This is a genomic window from Hymenobacter baengnokdamensis (assembly GCF_008728635.1).
GTDB lineage: Bacteria > Bacteroidota > Bacteroidia > Cytophagales > Hymenobacteraceae > Hymenobacter > Hymenobacter baengnokdamensis.
Genome location: NZ_CP044285.1, coordinates 698212 through 716474 on the forward strand (window position 1 = coordinate 698212; position 18263 = coordinate 716474).

Consider the following 18263-nt stretch of genomic DNA (forward strand, 5'->3'; position numbering starts at 1 on the left):
CGCAAAGTTGGCAGAGTTTCGCAAAAGTTGGTGGCTAAGTACTCTGCGGAACCCTGCCAACTTTGCGAGACTCTGCGCTTCTTTAGTTGCGCTCTTTGATAAAATCCTGGTTGTCTTTAAACCACGACAAGGTTTTTTGCAGGCCTTCGCGGATGCGCACCTGCGGCGCGTAGCCCAGTCGGGTTTCGGCCTTCGTGATGTCGGCCAGTGAGTCGCGGATATCGCCGGCACGGTCGGGGCCAAACCTGGGAGCCAGGTCCGAGTGGGCTTCTTCGCGCAGGATATCGTATAGCTGCACCAGCGAGGTACGGTCGCCCACGGCGATATTATATACCTGATTCACCGCTTCCGGATTGGTGGTGAGCGCCGCCCGGATGTTGGCCTGCACGCAGTTAGCCACGAAGGTAAAGTCGCGGGTCTGGCCACCGTCGCCGTTGAGCGTGGGGGCATTATTTTCCAGAATGGCGTCGATAAACAGCGGAATAACTGCCGCATACGCGCCGCCCGGGTCCTGGCGCGGGCCAAAGATATTGAAGTAGCGCAGGCCGATAATTTCCATGCCGTAGGTACGGGCAAATACGTCGGCATACAGCTCATTGGCATACTTGGTGACGGCGTAGGGCGAGAGCGGCTTACCGATGCGGTCCTCCACCTTGGGCAAGCCGGGATGGTCGCCGTAGGTCGACGACGAAGCCGCGTACACGAAGCGCTTGATGCCGGCTTCCTTGGCCGCAAACAGCATTTTTACAAAGCCGCCCACGTTTACCTCATCGGTCGTCACGGGGTCGTTGATGGAGCGCGGCACCGAGCCCAGCGCCGCTTGGTGCAGTACAATGTCGATACCCTGCACGGCGCGCGCGCAGGCTTCACGGTCGCGGATATCGCCCTCCTGCACCTCCAGCGCCGCGTTGCCTTCAAATAAACGCAGGTTTTTGCGGAAGCCGTTGGAGAAATTATCCAGCACCCGCACCTTTTTCGCGCTGTGCTTCAGCAGGTATTCAACCAGATTGGAGCCGATAAAACCCGCGCCGCCCGTGACGAGGAAGCTGAGTTCGGTGATGGGCTGGTCGGTAAAAGGGATTTCGTACATAGCTGTCGGTTTGTCATTGCGAGCGCAGCGAAGCAATCGCATCAGAACGTAATCGCTGGGGTATCGTGCAGGTGCGATTGCTTCGCTGCGCTCGCAATAACAAAATAAGTTTAGCGGCCCGCGTACTGTTTGGTGTTGTACTCCTGGTAGGCGCCGCTGGTCACGCTATCCAGCCATTCCTGGTTGGCGAGGTACCAGTCAATGGTCTGGCTCAGGCCCTGCTCAAAGGTTACGCTCGGCTTCCAGCCTAGCTCGTGCATGATTTTGCTACTGTCGATGGCGTAGCGCATATCGTGGCCGGCGCGGTCGGTTACGAAGGTGATGAGCTGGCGCGAAGTACCCTGAGGCTGGCCGGTTTTCTCATCTACTACGTCGCAGAGCAGCTCGATGAGCTTAAGGTTCTGCCACTCGTTTACGCCCCCGATGTTGTAAGTGTCGCCCAGCTTTCCCTTGTGAAATACCGCGTCGATAGCCGTGGCATGGTCTTTCACAAACAGCCAGTCGCGCACGTTTTCACCCTTACCATACACGGGCACTTTCTGGCCGGTGCGCAGGCGGTGAATAGCCAGCGGAATCAGCTTTTCGGGAAAGTGGTTGGGCCCGTAGTTATTCGAGCAGTTGCTCAGCTTCACGGGCAGGCCATAAGTATGGTACCAGGCCCGCACAAAGTGGTCGGACGCGGCCTTGGAGGCTGAGTAGGGCGAGCGCGGGTCGTACGACGTCTCTTCCGTAAACAGCTCGGGGCCGAAGTCAAGCGAGCCGTATACTTCGTCGGTGCTGACGTGGTAAAACGTGTGCCCCTCAAACCCCTTGGGCTTCCAGAGGTTTTTGGCCGCATTCAGCAGGTTAACCGTGCCGATGACGTTGGTTTTCACAAACGCCATCGGGTCAGTAATACTGCGGTCAACGTGGCTTTCGGCGGCAAGGTGAATGACGGCATCGGGCTCCTCGTTGGCGAAGAGCTGGTCGATAAATGCCTGGTCGGCGATATCGCCCTTGACAAACTTATAGTTGGCGGCGTTCTCGATATCACGCAGGTTTTCCAGATTGCCGGCGTACGTCAGCGCATCCAGATTAAGTATCTGGTATTCCGGATATTTGGTAACGAACAGCCGCACTACGTGCGAACCGATGAAGCCGGCCCCGCCGGTGATGAGAATTTTCATATTTTTAAAATTTGAAGATGTGAGAAATATAACAGTATGAAAATTGTAAGTGTGCTAAAAAGAAAATCTATAGCCTACTCATTTTCACATTTGCCATTTTCTAATTTCCCACATTTTTTAAAGCCTGCTGCCATTTCCAGGCGCTGGCCAGCGAATCTAATAGCGAGGTAGTCGTTGTGAAACCAAGTACGTCGGCAGCCTTGGTGGCGTCGGCATAGATGGCCGGCACATCGCCGGGCCGACGCGGACCCATGACGTAGTTAAGTTTCTGCCCGCTGGCCTGCTCAAAGGTTTTTACTACCTCAAGCACCGAATTGCCGTGGCCCGTGCCCACGTTAAAGGTTTCGACCACGTCGCTGGCTTTGCGGTCGAGTAGACGTTGCACGGCCGTAATGTGGGCCTTGGCCAGGTCCACTACATGGATATAGTCGCGCACGTTCGTACCGTCGGGCGTATCGTAGTCGCTGCCATTGATAGTCAGCTTCTCGCGAATACCCGCCGCCGTCTGGGTGATAAACGGCACTAGGTTATTGGGCACGCCCAGGGGCAACTCACCTATTTGCGCCGACTCATGGGCCCCAATCGGATTGAAATAGCGCAGCAGAATGGTATGCAGCTTATTATCGGGCGCAGCCGACACATCGTGCACAATGTCTTCGCACATCTGCTTGGTGCGGCCATAAGGCGACGAGGCCGGCTTGGTGGGCGTAGCCTCCGTTACGGGCAGCGCGTCGGGGATACCATAAACCGTGCACGAAGAAGAAAACACCAGGCTTTCTACTCCAAACTCCGGCATTACTTTCAGCAGCGTGAGTAGTGAGCCCACGTTATTCTGGAAGTACATCAATGGCTTGGCTACCGATTCGCCAACGGCTTTAAAAGCCGCGAAGTGAATGACGCCCTGCACGTTACCCTCCGTCTTGAATACCTGACGCAAAGCGTCGGCATCGCCGCAATCGATGGGGTAGCACGTCACATCATGGCCCAGAATGGCCCGTAACCCGTCCAGCACCGACTTTCTCGAATTACTGAAATTGTCGACAATAACGGGCTCGTAGCCGGCCTGGGCCAGCTCAACCACCGTGTGGGAGCCAATGTAGCCAGCACCGCCGGTAACCAGAATCTTTTTCATAGTGAGTAATAGTTAGTGAGTAACGATTAATAGCTAACAGATTAGAGTAAATCACTTATTAACCACCAATGCATTACGCATTTACTTACAGGCTCCAGTAATGAATTTCCTCCATCGGCTTGTTCCGGTAGAGACCTTTGATGTCTACCAGCACAGCATTGCCGGCCGTGATGGACTTAAAGTATGCCTCATCCTTGCCCACGTACATCTGGTGGCTCACGGCCACGATAACGGCATCGTAGTCGGTACGGATTTTATCGGCGGCCGTGAGGCGGAAGCCATACTCGTGGTGCAGCTCGTCGGAGCTGGCGTGTGGGTCAACTATATCCACGTTTACCGAGAAGTTTTTCAACTCCTGAATCACATCGGCCACCTTAGAGTTGCGGATGTCTTCTACATTTTCCTTAAAGGTTGCGCCCATTACCAGCACGCGGCTTTTGGCCACGTCCTTGCCGCGCTTAATCATCATCTGCACCGTTTTGCGGGCGATATAAGCCCCCATGTTGTCATTGGTAGTGCGGCCGCTCAGGATAACCTTGGCATCATAGCCCAACTCTTTAGCCTTATAAGTAAGGTAGTACGGGTCTACGCCGATGCAGTGGCCGCCTACCAGACCAGGGGAGAATTTAAGGAAGTTCCACTTCGTACCGGCCGCCTCCAGCACTTCATAGGTATTAATATTCATCCTGTCGAATATCATCGACAGCTCATTCATCAGGGCGATGTTGACGTCGCGCTGGGTATTTTCAATAATCTTGGCTGCTTCGGCTACCTGGATACTGCTGGCGCGGTGAACACCCGCTTTTACTACCAGCTCGTACACTTTGGCGATAACGTCGAGCGACTCTTCATCGCAGCCGCTCACCACCTTTACGATGCGCGTAAGGGTGTGCTCCTTGTCACCGGGATTGATACGCTCGGGCGAATAGCCTACCTTGAAGTCGGTCTGGAATTTCAGGCCCGAAAGCTTTTCCATTACCGGAATACAGTCTTCTTCGGTGCAGCCGGGGTACACAGTGCTTTCAAACACCACGTAGTCGCCTTTTTTCAACACCTTGCCCACCGAGCCCGAAGCCCCCAGCAGGGGCTTGAGGTCAGGCTGCGCATGCTCATCAATGGGCGTGGGCACAGCCACAATAAAGAACCGGGCCTCGCGAAGCAATTCCAGCGAGTCAGTAAAAGTGATATCGCAGCCTTCGAAAGCTGAGCTATCGAGCTCGCCGCTAGGGTCCTGGTGGTTGCGCATCATCTCCACGCGGCCAGCATTGATATCGAAGCCGATAACCGAGAGTTGCTTGGCAAATTCGAGGGCGATGGGCAAGCCTACATAGCCGAGGCCAATCACGGCCAGCTTGGCTTCTTTGCGGAGGAGTTCGTCGTACACTTTTGTAGGAATTATAAACTATGAATTAAAAACTAAAAACTAAACCCAGGCTTACTTGCTGCCCCATTTTAATTTTTAATTCTCAATTTTTAATCGATTTCAACTATTGTTTTTTTATCCGGGCTTAGCTGGTATTGCTGGCCGCTTTCGGGGCAGGTGGCCCGGCCCGCTTCATCGAAGCGCAGCCGGTGGCCATAGGCACTCATCCAGCCCTGCGGGCGGGCGGGCGTACCGTAGACGAGCGCATAGGCCGGCACGTTGTGCGTAACCACGCTTCCGGCACCTACAAAGGCATAGCGCCCAAGCCGGACGCCACAGATAATGGTTGCATTTGCCCCGATGCTCACGCCTTGCTCCAGATAGGTCGTCTGGTAATGGCCTTCGCCCCGGCGCGGCACGGCCGAGCGCGGATTGCGTACATTGGTAAATACCACCGACGGGCCTAGAAACACATCATCTTCACATACTACGCCGCCGTAAAGACTTACGTTGTTCTGCACCTTCACATTACGACCCAGCGTGACGCCATCGGCTACAAATACGTTTTGGCCCAGCGAGCAGTTTTCGGCCAGCACAGCCCCCGCCGCCACATGGCAAAAGTGCCAGATACGGCTCCCTGCTCCTATGCGGCAGCCCGCGTCGAGCACGGCGGTGGGGTGCGCATAAAAATCAGCAGGAAGGGTGGACACGGGGCGGAATAAGCAATTGCGACCGCAAAGGTAGCAAAGCAAGGGGGTTAAGGAGTAAGCGAGTTACTTTAACATAAATCTATTTTCTTGAATATTATAGCGCCCAACCTATCTCGGGAGGCGTGAGCGGGCAGCCCGCTCACGCCTCCCGAGAACTGCGCTGGTGCTTCAACCAATAAAAAGCAGGCCGTAGCCGAGCGTTCGCTGCCGGGGCCCAGCCTATGTCAACTCGCATTAGCGGCGCCTATCTTTGAGGCTGAATTTTATAGATTTACCTTCTTAACTCATGAAAAACTGGTTAGCCCTTCTACTGATGGCCTCGTTAGCCAGCTGCGGCGATTCGACCTCTACTCCTGCCAACTCGCTAGCCAGCAATAACTTTGAGTCGGTTGATGGCTGGATGGGGGATACGCCGCCGCCTTCCCTGACGAAGGAGAAGGCCCACTCTGGCGCGTACAGCGTGTCGGTGCGGCCGGGAATTGACTATAGCCTGGGCTACAATAACACCCTTGGCAAAATGAGCACGAGCCGACCCGAAAAAATAAAGATTAGCGGCTGGGTTTATTTGCCGAGCCCCCAGGCCAGCGCCCAACTGGTGACGGAGATTAAAGACCCTACCCTTCCGACTAATAACGTGCTTCTCTGGAATGGCATTGACCTGAAAAAGGAAGTGAAGAAGTTCAACGAGTGGCAGCAAATAGAGCGGGTCATCACTATTCCGGCCACGGCAAAAGCTACTTCGACCTTCAAAGTATACCTCTGGCGCGGCGATGGCGGTCAGCCGGTTTATCTCGATGACCTGTCGCTCTCGCTCGACAACGAAGCCAAATAGCGCGTTAGCCAGCCTTTATAGCGACCGTTCAGGAAAAGGGCTGGAACAGCAATTGTTCCAGCCCTTTTCCTGAACGGTCGCTATAAAGGCTATTTTACTTCTACCGGCACGCGCAGCTGCACAGGCCAGTCGCGGTAACCTTTACTGAAGAGGCTGATTTCCAACGTATAGCTCCCTGGCTTGGATGGGCAGCTAAGCGGAATATCCTGAAGCCAGGGCTGCCACACATCTACTTCGAGCGGCACCTCGACGCTGGGGACATCAGTGGGCCAGTCGCCGGCCCCCAAAAAGCGGCTGCGCACCAGCGTCGGGTGGTCGGTGTGCAAGCCCGAGTGCAACGGCATAGCTGCGGCCGGAGCGCTGATGCGCACCAGCGCCGTGCGCTGATGATCTTTTTTAAGGGTTTCGGGAATGGCCACCAATTCAATGTGGGCCTGTCGGCGGGAAGCTATGTAAGGGCCCAGGGCCAGTGTATCGGCTGGCGGGTCGCTGTTCAGCAGGCGGTAAGCCAGCTGGGTATCGGGCATGCGGAAGTAGCGGGCGGGAAGCTCCTGCAGGGGAAGCTGCTCGAAGGGTGCCACAAACAGGCCAGGTTGCTTGCCCAGCTCCGTAAAGTGCGGCATATCATTGCAGACGTATACCGACCGGGCCGAATTGGGCTGCTGGCGGGCGCTAAGAAGCAGGGTTTCGTAGGGAGTAGACCACCAGGGCCAGCCAGCGCGCAGGCGCGTCGGGTCGGCATTGACATCATCTAGAAAAAAGCGGCGCTCGGGAAATTGATGAGTATAGGCCAATACCCGCTGCAACCAGTGCTGATAGCCGGTATAGGTGTCGTGTACCTGATACACGGCCGCCAGGCGCCCGGTCAGTAGCAGGGCCAGCACACCAGCCGCCAGCCACGGCCCACGCCGGCCCAGACTGCCCTCAAGAGCCGGAAGTAGCTCAAAGGCAAGCGGTGCTCCTACCAGAATACCGAGGGGCAGGTAGAGGTTTTCCATATAAGTGGACTCTCCGAATTCGGGGCGCCACACATTAACGATAAACGCGTAGCTGCTCACCGCTCCCCACACCAGCAGCAGGCGCAGCGTGGCCGGCCAGCTGCGCTGCCATAGGTAGTAGCCGGTAAGCACCAGAAGTATTACCGGAATAGCCACAAAGTTGGTGCGGCACAGGTGCCAGAAGTCGCCGAAGCTGGGCAAGCTCAGGTAGTGTGGAAACAGCATACGCAGGTTGGTGCTAAAGGCCGAGCCTACGTCTTCGTAGCTGCCTGCCGGCACCGACGCCGAGCGAAAAACATACGTAAGCAGGCCCACCGCCAGCAACGAGTAGTAGCCCCAGTCGCGCCAGCGCCGCCGCAGCAACCACTCATAGGCCCACAAAAACAGAAAGGGGAAGACTGCCAGCGGGTGCCCAAAGATGCCCGTAACTATGAGTAGTGCCAGTACCAGCGTAGTGAAGTTGAACGCCAGCGGCGTGCGCCGGCTGATGCCGGCGTGCGCCAGTACCAGTATAGCCATAGCCTGCGCCAGTTCCGACTGCGGCCAGTAGAAGGTGCGCGAGGCTATCAGCACCAGCGAAAAAGGCATGAGCAAAGCCGCCCGCTCGTTGCGCAGCCAGTAGGCGCTGAGTAGGTACACAATCAGGTAATATAGTATAAAACTACTAGAGAACAGCCGCAACAGTAGGTCGAGCGAGGCATTAGCCCAGATGCCCAGCAGGGGTAGTACCTGCGTGGGGGCCTGGGCAAAGCGCCGGTTCTGAATGAACATCGCCTTAGTCCTGATATTCGTGAATACATGGCCTGCCAGATCGGAGTATACTGCACGCTCCAAGTAAAAATGCCACGATAATGCTAGTAAAACCAGCATAGCTAGTAGCCCTAGACGCGCGGGCCAACGAGAAGCATAAGTAGTAGGAAGCAACATAGGCTGAACGTATATTAAGAATAATCAGTCCGCCTGTACCCGCATAGCTTGCGGGTACAGATGGTAATACGAAGGAATAGTCCGGTATTTAGTGTGTTGCTGATAGCATTTACTTCTGCCAGCACCTAGCCCTAATGCCTCCTTGTACTGCACATCTTGACAGTATGGTCGACGGATAATGAAGGCACTAATCTGCTTCTGGTAGGGCCTTCTCGCTTGGCTGGGTATATATAACCTCCAACCGATTTTTCAGCTTTAAAATCTGCTTCTCTAAGAGCTCATATGAAACTGCTGCAACGCCTGCAGTCAACACAAAAACCACTATTGGCCGACCATATTCCATACTTTGTGGCAGATGCCAATTGTGCCGGTCAAGATAATCAATAACCAGACTATGATACATATATAAACCAAAAGATATTTTGCCTAGGTAATCAATTATACTGCTTTTAACCAATGATTTTACAAAAGGAGAATTATTGAAAACAAAGAAGCAGAAGATAAAGCAAAGGGGCCAGGCAATCAGGTACTTCTTGAAAGTAGCGAAAGTGAAGGTTTCGTAATTGCTGGTATCCAAGACGCTCAGCAGCACAATAAATACAAACAATTGTATCCCCAAAAGCCAGTCGGGCAAACTTAGTACAATGGGCCGCTTAAAGTGCGCATAGGCCAGCAAACCACCTAACGCCAGCATATCGCAGCGGCTAAGAGTGTGGCAATAGATAATCATCCAATCGGCCTGTACAGTTAGCGCAGTGTAGATGCGGAATGACAAACTCAATAAAAAAATCCCTATAAATAGCGCTGGCAGACGTTTGGTAGGAATCAGGAAAATCAGGAGCGGAACTATCAAGTAAAACTGCTCTTCTATGCACAATGACCACAACGGGTTGAGCGGCGCTACGGTCCAGTCACCCTTGCCAATCATCCAAAAATTACCCCAAAAGTACAAGTACTTTGAAAAATCTATTCCGGGATTACTTTCATGGTACTGAAAGTAGGCAATAGCCACAATCAGCAGATACAGCGGAAGTATACGCAGTGCACGACGCAAGTAAAATCTTTTTAAACTGATGGTTAGCGTATTTGCTTTCTCGGCTAAGAGCAGGTAGATTATTAAAAAACCGCTTATTATAAAAAACAGGTCAACACCTACAGTTAAGTTATGCAATAGAAGCTTTAGCGCAGATGGCTTACCCTCTTGTATTCCCAGTGTACTATGATAAACAACGATGGCCAGCGCAGCCGCAAACCGGAGTGCATTGAGCCCTGCAAAGTGAATTCGGTGCTTTGGGGCAGTATAAGCAGGTGACATTTACGAAAAATATAATTTGTATTATTTTCAGAATAATCAGCGGCGCAACAGACCATACTTAAGAATGCAATAGATGGCCCGGAAACCATCGCGCCAACCGATTTTTTTGCCTTCGGCGTAGGTGCGCCCGTAGTAGCTAATGCCTACCTCGTAGAGGCGCACGCCGGGCACCCGCGCTACCTTGGCCGTCACTTCGGGCTCGAAGCCAAAGCGCTTTTCTTCGAGTTGCAGGCCCTGGATAATGTCGCGCCGAAACAGCTTGTAGCAGGTTTCCATATCGGTCAGGTTCAGGTCGGTCACCATATTGGTGAGAAACGTGAGCCAGGCATTGCCGATGCTGTGCCAGAAAAACAGGATGCGGTGCGGGTTGCCGCCCATAAAGCGCGAGCCATACACTACATCGGCAAAGCCCTTGAGAATAGGCTTGAGCAGCAGATTGTACTCCTGCGGGTCGTACTCCAGGTCGGCATCCTGAATAATGACGTACTCACCCGTGGCGGCAGCAATGCCCGTGTGCAGGGCCGCGCCCTTGCCTTGGTTCACGGCGTGCTCGAGCAGGCGCAGGCCCAGTTCGGGATAGCGCGCAGCATAGGCCCGAACGACAGCCGCCGAATCGTCGCTAGAGCAGTCGTTCACCAAGATAATTTCTTTGCCAATATTGTTCACCAGCTCCAGCTCGCGCAGCAAGTCCAGAATCTGGTGTATCGTGCGGCCCTCGTTGTACACGGGCACGATGATGGAAAGGGTTGTGAACTGCACCAAAATAAGAGCGAAAGGGCTGGTCAGCGACCACGCCTCCTGAAATTGAACTCCAAAACTAGACTTCATTCTGCACAAACTCCCCTCCGGGCGTTCGTCCAAGCTACGTGCATAGCAAAGCATATAGCTTAGTTGTGGTTTCCTTGGTCCGTGCGCCCTACTTTTGCCCGTTGTCTTCTTGCGATAAGTGATGAAAATTATTCTTTTTACGCTTCTTGGCGTTGTCCTTTTTTCGTGCGGCGGGCCCACTACCAGCGCCCCGGCGGGCCAGCTGGCGGCCACCAGCTTCGACGACCTCGACGGGTGGCAGAATGGTGCCAACGTGCCTTCGCTTACAAAAGAGCGGGCGCATTCGGGCGCTTATTCTGCCAAAGTTGACCCGGCAACGGAGTATAGCATGGGCTACGACAACCTGTTTGGCAAGCTCAGCGGCACCCGGCTCAGCAAGCTGCGGCTGCACGGCTGGGTTTTTCTGCCCAATGACAAGGCGAGCGTATTGCTGGTGACGGAGCTTAAAAACCCCGGCGAGGATAAGCCGTTGCTTTGGGACAGCTTTGACCTGCTTAAGGAAGTAACGGCCAAATCTTCGGTTAATAACTGGTGTGAGGTAGACCATGTCATCACGCTGCCCGAAGGCGCCCCCTTTACCAGCCGGGTGAAAGTATATATGTGGCGCAATACCAGCACGCAACCTGCTTACCTCGACGACTTACAGCTACTGCGGGCCGATTAATCTACCGACCTGCTTCCGGGCCTATTCTCTTTGCGTTTAGCCATGACCCCACTAGCCGCCGTAGCACCTTCCTCCTTGCCTGCCAGGCTGCGGGCCGCCCGGCGCCGGGCTCCGTGGTCAGGGGCAGCCATGTGGCTGCTGGTAGCCGTGCTACTTGGCATGGCTGCCTCTACTGCCAACTGGCCCAACCTGAAGGTGACCCGCTGGGATATGTTCGGGTATTACCTCTACCTGCCCGCCACCACGGTTTACCACGATTTGGATGGCCTCGGGTTTGTGCCCGAGCTGCTCGACCGCACGGGGCTTACCAACCGCGACAACCCGGCCCACCCGCTGGGCAACTGGGAAGTATCGCGAGCGCGCACCAACCCCGACCAGTACGTTATTAAGTACACCATGGGGCAGGCCCTACTGTGGTGGCCTTTTTTTCAGGCTGCGCACTTTTACACCCAGCATTTTAGCAAGTATCCCGCCGACGGCTACTCGCCACCCTACCAGCTGATGCTGTACCTGGCCGGACTGGCCTACGCCCTGCTGGGGCTGGGGCTGCTCCGGCGATTTTTGCTGCGCTGCTTCAGCGACCGCCTGAGCGCGGTGCTGCTGCTGGCAGTGCACCTTGGCACCAACTACCTGGTATACAGTGTATTTCGCAGCCTGTACTCGCACAATAGCCTGTTTATGCTGCACACGGCTACGCTGCTGCTGCTTTCGCACTGGCTGGAGCGGCCGCGCTGGTACCTGGCGGGCGGCCTGGGCCTGACCATGGGCCTCGCGGTGCTGATTCGGCCCTCGGAGGCTATTATCCTGCTGGCGCCGCTGTTGTTTGGAGTTGCTACTGCGGCGGGCCTGCGTGCCCGCCTGCAGCTGGCGGCCCGGCACTGGAAGCAGATACTGCTGGCGGCAGCAGTAGCAATAGCCCTAAACATTCCACAAATCCTATATTGGCACCACATGTCGGGCCATTGGCTCTACGACTCGTACCCCGGCGAGAAGTTCGATTTTCGGCACCCGCATCTGCTTCAGGGGCTGTTTAGCTTCAATAACGGTTGGCTTACCTATACGCCCCTGATGGGACTGGCCGTGCTGGGCATTGCGCTGCTGTGGCGGCAGCGGCGCGAGTGGTTTTGGCTGCTCGTTACCTACTTACCCTTGCATTTGCTCATATCCTACAGCTGGTGGTGCTGGTGGTATATGGATAGCGTGGGGTCGCGCACGATGGTGCAGGCCTACCCTATCCTGACGCTGCCGCTGGGCGTAGCGCTGCAGACGCTGTGGCAGCGCGGGCGGCTGGTGCGCGCATTCACCACACTGGCTCTCGTGGGCTGTGTGGCACTCAACGTATTCCAGGCGTGGCAGATGTGCCAGGGCATATTTATCACGGAGTACATGAATAAGCGCTATTACCTGGCGATTTTCGGTAAAACGCAGGTTGATAAAGAGGCCCTGACCAAGTTTGACACCAACGAGCCGGCCCCCGACCTCCGGCTTTACCAGGCCGAAATGGTGTATTTCAACGACTTCAGCCACGATACCAGCTCAGCGCGCACCACAGAGTTTGCCCAGATGCCCCCGGCGCTGCTCGTAAACAAGGCGCATCCTTACAGCCCCGGCTACCAGGGGCAGCTGGGAGCCGCCAACCTGCGGGCCGGCGACTGGGTAGAGGCGCGGGTGCAGGCCTACTCTCCGGAAAAAGTATACAATATCCACGGGATGCCACAGCTGGTAATCGAGTTTCGGCATCCCAATGCCGACCCGTACAAGTGGCAGGCTATCCGCATTACCAATAAAATCGGAGAGATAACCACCTTGTGGGGCGGCACTCCCGGCCTGTGGGACGAGGTAAAGTTTGCCAGTCAGCTACCCGCCGAAGCACGCCCCGAAGACGAGGTAAAGGTGTATGTCATGAACGGGGCCTCCGCCAGCACCCTCTATATCGACAATTTGAGCGTGAGTGCGCTACGGCAAAGCAAGTAGTTTTTTGCTTTGCCGCCGCCTCAGCCCAACTACTACGCTGTTCCCGAAACGGCTTTAATAGCCCGCAGGCAGCGGAGGCTTTAGCAAGCTGTAATCTCCCTCGTAGCCCGCTACCAGCTGCTCGGTGTAGCCGGCCGGCAGCAGCCATTGGCGCAGCAGGCGATGCGCCGGCTGCTCGTGCTGCTCGGGACGAATGACAAAGATGGCTTGCGGGTAGCGCTGCCGAAAAGCCAGCAGCTCGGCGGGCGTGGGGGCAGGCAGCAGCGCCAGCGAATCGGGATGCTGCTGTGCAATAAGCAGCGTGCGCAGTACCGGCTCGTGGGCGAAGGCCGCAAAAGTGGCGGCCGGCACCCGCGAGAGGTAGCCGCCCCGCAGCGCCTTGGCGTGGCGCGTCTGGTAAAAAAGCTCCGCAGGGTTCATGGTACCCACCTGCTGGTTGCCATCGCGCAAGCCTAGGGGAACTGGGAACAGGATACCACCGGGCAAGGCCGCGGCCAAGCGGTAAGCCTCCGGCACGTCAGCAGCCCGAATAAGCGGGTAGGCCGTGTGCTGATACTCCCCGAAAACGCCCGCCAGCAGCAGCGCCGGCAGCCCCAGGCGCCAGCCCCGCGCCCGCCCCAACAGCCACCTGTCCAAGCCGATGCAGACTGCCAGGGGCAGTAGCAGCGAGGCCATCATTACGTGCCGCACGGGGCAGCGAATATTGTTGAAGAAGGGCACAAAATGCACGATGCCAGTTGGTAATCGAAACAGGTCGTGGCCCATCCAGCGCAGCTCGGGCATGGTGAGCAGCACAAACAATAGCAGCAGTGCCCAGAAGGGCCGGGTTTCGGCGGGAGTGGCGGGCGCGGCTGGCAGGCTACCCAGGCGGGGCGAACGCAGCGCGGCCACTGCCAGAAATAAGGCGGCCAGCGGCAGTATATATCCCAAAAAACTAATATTCTCGACGGAGGCCGGGCTGTGGAAGTGGGGGCTGTGCCAGAAGGCATCGGTAGCGGCGGTGGCGAGCCAGCGGCTGCCCACGGGCGGTACCAGGTAGCCGGCCAGGTCGCCGCCCCACCAGATGCCACCCCGGTCATCGAGCCCCAGCAGCCCAAGGCCGCGCGACACAAAATGGCCCAGCACAAAAATAGCTGCCAGCCAGGCCCACGGCGGCCAGCGCCGCCAGCGGATAGCCCCCAGCCGCAGGCCCCACCACGCCGCGTAGCCCGCCGAAAAATAGCACAGACCGGCCAGCACGTGATAATCGCTAAAGAAAGTAACTAGCACTAAGATAACTACCCATGCCAGCGCCCGCCGGCTCCGTATGCGCGGCCAGAGCCGACCGACTTCGAAGGCAAAGGCATCGAGAAAAGCGGAGAGGTAGAAAGGCACCGTGGCCGTGAGCAGCAGATTGTAGTGCTCGGGCCAGCGGGCCAGCTTGTAGGGCGAAAAGGCGAAGGCGAACCCCACCAGCGCACACAGCAGCGGCTGGCGCACCCAACGCCCCGCCAGCCGCGCCGCGCCTACCCCCGACAGCACGAAGCTCAGCAGCAACCCCAGGTTAACGGACCGGAATTCCTGGTTCAGCACCAGATTAAGCACGCCCAGCACCTGGGTATAGGTGTGCAGCCAGAGGCTGGTGCCCTGCGGGTAGAGCAGCAGCGGCGTAAACATGGGGCTATGCCCCGCCACTACCTGCCGCCGAAAATTCCAGACATTCCAGATGTATTGGTTGGCGTAGCCCACAAAGGCCGTGCTAAATTCCCGGCTCAGCGGCCAGCTGTACCAGACAAACAGTGCGGCATAAACCATCAGCAAGCCCACCAACCATCGCCCGCCCAGATGATTAACAGAAGAAGAAGCGGGGTCAGGCAACATACTTAATATTAGTCTTAATCTATATTATTTCAACAAAAGTAGCGGCGGACCGGTAGCTAGCTTTGTATTGTTCCTCTTTTGCTAACTTCTATGCCCATTGCCCGCCCCTTCAACTTTACGCAGTGGATTGCCGACCACCGCCACCTGCTTAAGCCGCCCGTAGGGAACCAGCAGGTTTTCAAGGATAATAAAGACTTTATTGTGATGGTAGTGGGCGGCCCCAACGCCCGCAAGGACTACCACGTCGACGAGGGCGAGGAGTTGTTCTGGCAGCTCGAAGGCGATATTGTGGTGAAGATTATCGAAGATGGCCAGCCAGTGGATATCGTGCTAAAAGCCGGCGACATGTTTCTGCTGCCGGCCGGCGTGCCACATTCGCCGCGCCGGCCGGCCGGCACGGTGGGCCTGGTACTGGAGCGCTACCGCACGGCCGGCGAGCTCGACGGCTTCCAGTGGTATTGTGAAAACTGCGGCCACCAGCTTTACGAGGAATTTGCCGAGATTACCGACATCGTGGCCCAGCTGCCGCCCATCATGGACCGTTTCTGGGCTAATGGCGACCTGCGGACGTGCAAGATGTGCGGCACGTATATGGAAGCGCCGGCTAAGATGGGATAGTATTTTCGGTTCTTTCGTCTGGCTTTAAAGCTGCCCAGCCAGCCCTCAGACTGGCGCGAGTTTAGCGCAGCGTAACTTTTCGGGGGAGGCGGTGCCTCCCATAGAATGAGCTTCTGAGACGACTCTAATGACGCGGTTCCGCCGTGCCGTGGGCGCGGTAGTTGGGTAGTTCAGGGGCCAGTTAGGGAACTGCTCTAATGGTGCGGAAAGCTGCTATGCCCGGCTTTTATCCGGCTTTGGCACTGCTCCGGCTGCCTCAAACTCTTCACGCAGCCTTGCGGGTGTAAGCTCAGTAAAATCGCGGATGACCAGCAGCGGGGCCTGAAAATCGCGGCCCGGCAGGGTCGAAGCCACGGCTACGCAGTGCATATGGGCACGGTAGGCGGCCTGCTCACCTAGCAAGGCATCCTCAAATATCACACAGTGTTCGGGCTTCACACCCAGCTTTTGGGCCGTCACGGCGTAGGTATCGGCGTGGGGCTTACCCTTATCTACGTCGTCTTTGGTGATAACCACATCGAAAAAGCGGCGCAGATTGAGGTCGTCGAGGATGTAGCCGATGGTTTCCTGGCCCGAGCCGGTGCCGAGGCCAATTTTGAGGCCGACGGCGCGGGCAGCTTCCAAGAAATCGACCAGGCCGGGCAGGGCGCGGCGGTCGTCCCAATACAGCGTGCGGTAGAGAAATTCGCGCTGGCTGGCCAGGGCTTCGAGCTGCTTAGCGGTCTGCGGCTTTTCGGCAAAGGCTTCCTCGAGAATTTCGGAGGCCGGCGCGCCGTTCAGGCGTCGCAGCAGCTGGGTGGCATCTACCTGCACCCCCTGGTCGCGGAAAAGCAATTGGAAAGCACGGGCCTGCACGGGTGTGTTGTCGATGAGGACGCCGTCCATATCGAAGATGAGAGCTTGAAGGTTGGGCATAAGCATCGAGAAAAGTCAGCCCGCCGAAAACGCGTCAGGCAATAGAAACACAGATTTAAGTCAGCATTCTGCTGAATTGCCGCCTCGCTCTTTCACTGGCACGGTATCTTTGTCGGCCTTCTTTACCGGCTTTTGCATGAAAAAGATATTGCTGCTGACCTTGCTCGCCCTGCCAGCTCTGGCGCAAAAGAAAGGCCCGGCCCTGGCGCGGCCCAAGCTGGTGGTGGGCATTGTAATCGACCAGATGCGCTACGACTACCTCTACCGCTACTGGGATAAGCTGGGCAGCGGCGGCTTCCGGCGGTTGCTGGGCGAGGGGTTTAGCTACGAAAGCTGCCATTATAATTACGTGCCCACTTATACCGGGCCGGGCCACACGAGCATTTATACCGGCACCACGCCGGCTACCCACGGCATTGTGGGCAACAACTGGTACGAGCGCGAAACCGGCAAAACCACGTACGTGACCGACGATAAAACCGTGCAGGCCGTGGGCGGCACGGCGGCGGCCGGGCAGATGTCGCCGCGCCACAACCTGGCCACTACTATTACCGACGAGCTGCGGCTGGCCACCAACTTCCAGAGCAAAGTCATCGGCGTGTGCATCAAGGACCGGGGCAGTATTTTGCCGGCCGGGCACGCGGCCAACGCGGCTTATTGGTACGATGGCACCAATGGAGCGTTCATTACCAGCACGTTCTACATGCCGGTGCTGCCCGACTGGGTCAGCAAGTTTAATGCGGCGGGCCACGCCGCACAGTACCTTAGCCAGCCCTGGAACACCCTGCTGCCGATTGGCGAGTACACCGAAAGCACCCCCGACGACGTGCCCTGGGAATCGGCTTTTAAGGGCGAGGCCAAGCCGGTTTTTCCGCACGACCTGCCCACGCTGAGCGCTACGCCCTCGGCTTCGGTGAAAGCCACCGAAAAGTCGTCGGGCGAGAAGCAGCCCGCCGCGCCTACCCAAAACCTCGACCTTATCCGCTCCACGCCTTTTGGCAACTCGCTCACGGCCGATTTTGCCATCGAAACCCTGCGCCAGGAGCAGTTGGGCCAGCGCGGGCAAACCGACTTTCTGACCTTGAGCTTTAGCAGCACCGACTACGTGGGGCACCAGTTTGGCACCACGGCCATCGAAACGGAGGATACCTACCTGCGCCTCGACCGCGACCTGGCCCGCGTGCTCGATGCGCTCGACAAGCAAGTGGGCAAAGGGGAGGCGCTGGTATTTCTGACCGCCGACCACGCCGCCGACCAGGCTGCCGGCTTTCTGGAAGCGCACCGCCTGCCGGGCGGCGGCATGGGCACGGCGCCCGTGCGCGACTCGGTGCAGCGCGCCCTGGTGCGCCGCTACGGCGCCGGCAACTGGATTCTGGATTTCGAAAACCAGCAGGTATACCTCAATCGCCCGCTGCTGCTGCAGAAAAAGCTGGAGCTGGCCAAGGTGCAGAACGAAGTAGCCGAGATTCTGCGCCAGCAGCCCCACATTGCGCAGGCCATCTCGGCTACCGACTTGCAGCGCAACGCCTGGCCGGTGGGCCTGAGCATGTATCAGGCCAACGGCTTCTACGCCCCGCGCTCGGGCGACGTGCTGTTCGTGATGTCGCCGGGCTGGCTCGAAGCCTACGCCTACCCCGTGGTGAAGGGCACCACGCACGGCGCCTCATGGGCCTACGATACCCACGTACCGCTGCTGTTCTGGGGCTGGCACGTGCACCACGGCGAGTCGGCCGAGGAAGTTAAGATTGTCGACATTGCCCCTACCGTGGCTCGCTACCTGCACATTCAGGAGCCCAGCGGCACCAGCGGCACGCCGCTTTTGGAAGTGCTGAAATAGGTAGTTCGGCGTTCGTCCCGACTTTTACGTTATC

15 protein-coding genes are annotated in these 18263 nt (G+C 57.0%); 5 read left to right on the forward strand and 10 right to left on the reverse strand.

All coding sequences use genetic code 11. The features are described 5' to 3' along the window. Window positions 1-82: 82 nt before the first annotated feature. The 5 genes from F6X24_RS02915 to F6X24_RS02935 form a co-directional block, all read right to left on the reverse strand. Complete coding sequence (locus F6X24_RS02915; protein ID WP_151086448.1) at window positions 83-1090, reverse strand: SDR family oxidoreductase; 1008 nt, start codon at window positions 1088-1090, stop codon at window positions 83-85. Window positions 1091-1200: 110 nt separating this feature from the next. Further along, window positions 1201-2256, reverse strand: a complete 1056-nt coding sequence (gene rfbB / locus F6X24_RS02920) for a dTDP-glucose 4,6-dehydratase (RefSeq protein WP_151086450.1) — start codon at window positions 2254-2256, stop codon at window positions 1201-1203. A 100-nt stretch (window positions 2257-2356) separates the two neighbouring features. Continuing rightward, entirely contained in the window at window positions 2357-3388 is a 1032-nt protein-coding gene (gene galE / locus F6X24_RS02925) for a UDP-glucose 4-epimerase GalE (protein ID WP_151086452.1), read from the reverse strand. 85 nt (window positions 3389-3473) lie between these two features. Next, complete coding sequence (locus F6X24_RS02930) at window positions 3474-4772, reverse strand: nucleotide sugar dehydrogenase (protein ID WP_151086453.1); 1299 nt, start codon at window positions 4770-4772, stop codon at window positions 3474-3476. Window positions 4773-4861: 89 nt separating this feature from the next. Continuing rightward, complete coding sequence (locus tag F6X24_RS02935; protein ID WP_151086455.1) at window positions 4862-5461, reverse strand: acyltransferase; 600 nt, start codon at window positions 5459-5461, stop codon at window positions 4862-4864. A 286-nt stretch (window positions 5462-5747) separates the two neighbouring features. Here F6X24_RS02935 and F6X24_RS02940 point away from each other — a divergent pair, with 286 nt between their 5' ends. Continuing rightward, window positions 5748-6293 carry a carbohydrate binding domain-containing protein gene (locus tag F6X24_RS02940; protein WP_151086456.1) on the forward strand — a complete coding sequence of 182 codons (546 nt, stop codon included), beginning with the start codon at window positions 5748-5750 and terminating at the stop codon, window positions 6291-6293. Between the two features lie 89 nt (window positions 6294-6382). Here the strand turns inward: F6X24_RS02940 and F6X24_RS02945 are convergent, their stop codons facing one another. The 3 genes from F6X24_RS02945 to F6X24_RS02955 form a co-directional block, all read right to left on the reverse strand. Continuing rightward, window positions 6383-8062 (reverse strand): hypothetical protein, encoded by a 1680-nt coding sequence (locus F6X24_RS02945; RefSeq protein WP_151086458.1) that lies wholly within the window; start codon window positions 8060-8062, stop codon window positions 6383-6385. A 343-nt stretch (window positions 8063-8405) separates the two neighbouring features. Beyond that, window positions 8406-9533 (reverse strand): acyltransferase family protein, encoded by a 1128-nt coding sequence (locus F6X24_RS02950; RefSeq protein WP_151086460.1) that lies wholly within the window; start codon window positions 9531-9533, stop codon window positions 8406-8408. 36 nt (window positions 9534-9569) lie between these two features. After that, window positions 9570-10295 carry a glycosyltransferase family 2 protein gene (locus F6X24_RS02955; protein ID WP_229725484.1) on the reverse strand — a complete coding sequence of 242 codons (726 nt, stop codon included), beginning with the start codon at window positions 10293-10295 and terminating at the stop codon, window positions 9570-9572. A gap of 187 nt (window positions 10296-10482) precedes the next feature. On the opposite strand from F6X24_RS02955, the gene F6X24_RS02960 reads away from it, so the two are divergent. Next, window positions 10483-11025, forward strand: a complete 543-nt coding sequence (locus tag F6X24_RS02960; RefSeq protein ID WP_151086463.1) for a hypothetical protein — start codon at window positions 10483-10485, stop codon at window positions 11023-11025. A gap of 42 nt (window positions 11026-11067) precedes the next feature. After that, window positions 11068-12999 (forward strand): hypothetical protein, encoded by a 1932-nt coding sequence (locus F6X24_RS02965; RefSeq protein ID WP_151086465.1) that lies wholly within the window; start codon window positions 11068-11070, stop codon window positions 12997-12999. Between the two features lie 54 nt (window positions 13000-13053). Here the strand turns inward: F6X24_RS02965 and F6X24_RS02970 are convergent, their stop codons facing one another. Further along, a complete protein-coding gene (locus tag F6X24_RS02970; RefSeq protein ID WP_151086467.1) occupies window positions 13054-14859 on the reverse strand; it encodes a hypothetical protein in 1806 nt (601 codons plus the stop codon). A 90-nt stretch (window positions 14860-14949) separates the two neighbouring features. Here F6X24_RS02970 and F6X24_RS02975 point away from each other — a divergent pair, with 90 nt between their 5' ends. After that, on the forward strand, window positions 14950-15477 hold the full coding sequence (locus F6X24_RS02975) for a 3-hydroxyanthranilate 3,4-dioxygenase (protein WP_151086469.1): 528 nt from the start codon (window positions 14950-14952) through the stop codon (window positions 15475-15477). 213 nt (window positions 15478-15690) lie between these two features. Here the strand turns inward: F6X24_RS02975 and F6X24_RS02980 are convergent, their stop codons facing one another. Beyond that, a complete protein-coding gene (locus tag F6X24_RS02980) occupies window positions 15691-16392 on the reverse strand; it encodes an HAD family hydrolase (RefSeq protein WP_191906432.1) in 702 nt (233 codons plus the stop codon). A gap of 136 nt (window positions 16393-16528) precedes the next feature. Here F6X24_RS02980 and pafA point away from each other — a divergent pair, with 136 nt between their 5' ends. Next, the gene (gene pafA, locus F6X24_RS02985; protein ID WP_151086472.1) at window positions 16529-18229 is read left to right on the forward strand and encodes an alkaline phosphatase PafA; all 1701 of its coding nucleotides are present in this window, start codon (window positions 16529-16531) and stop codon (window positions 18227-18229) included. Window positions 18230-18263: the final 34 nt, after the last annotated feature.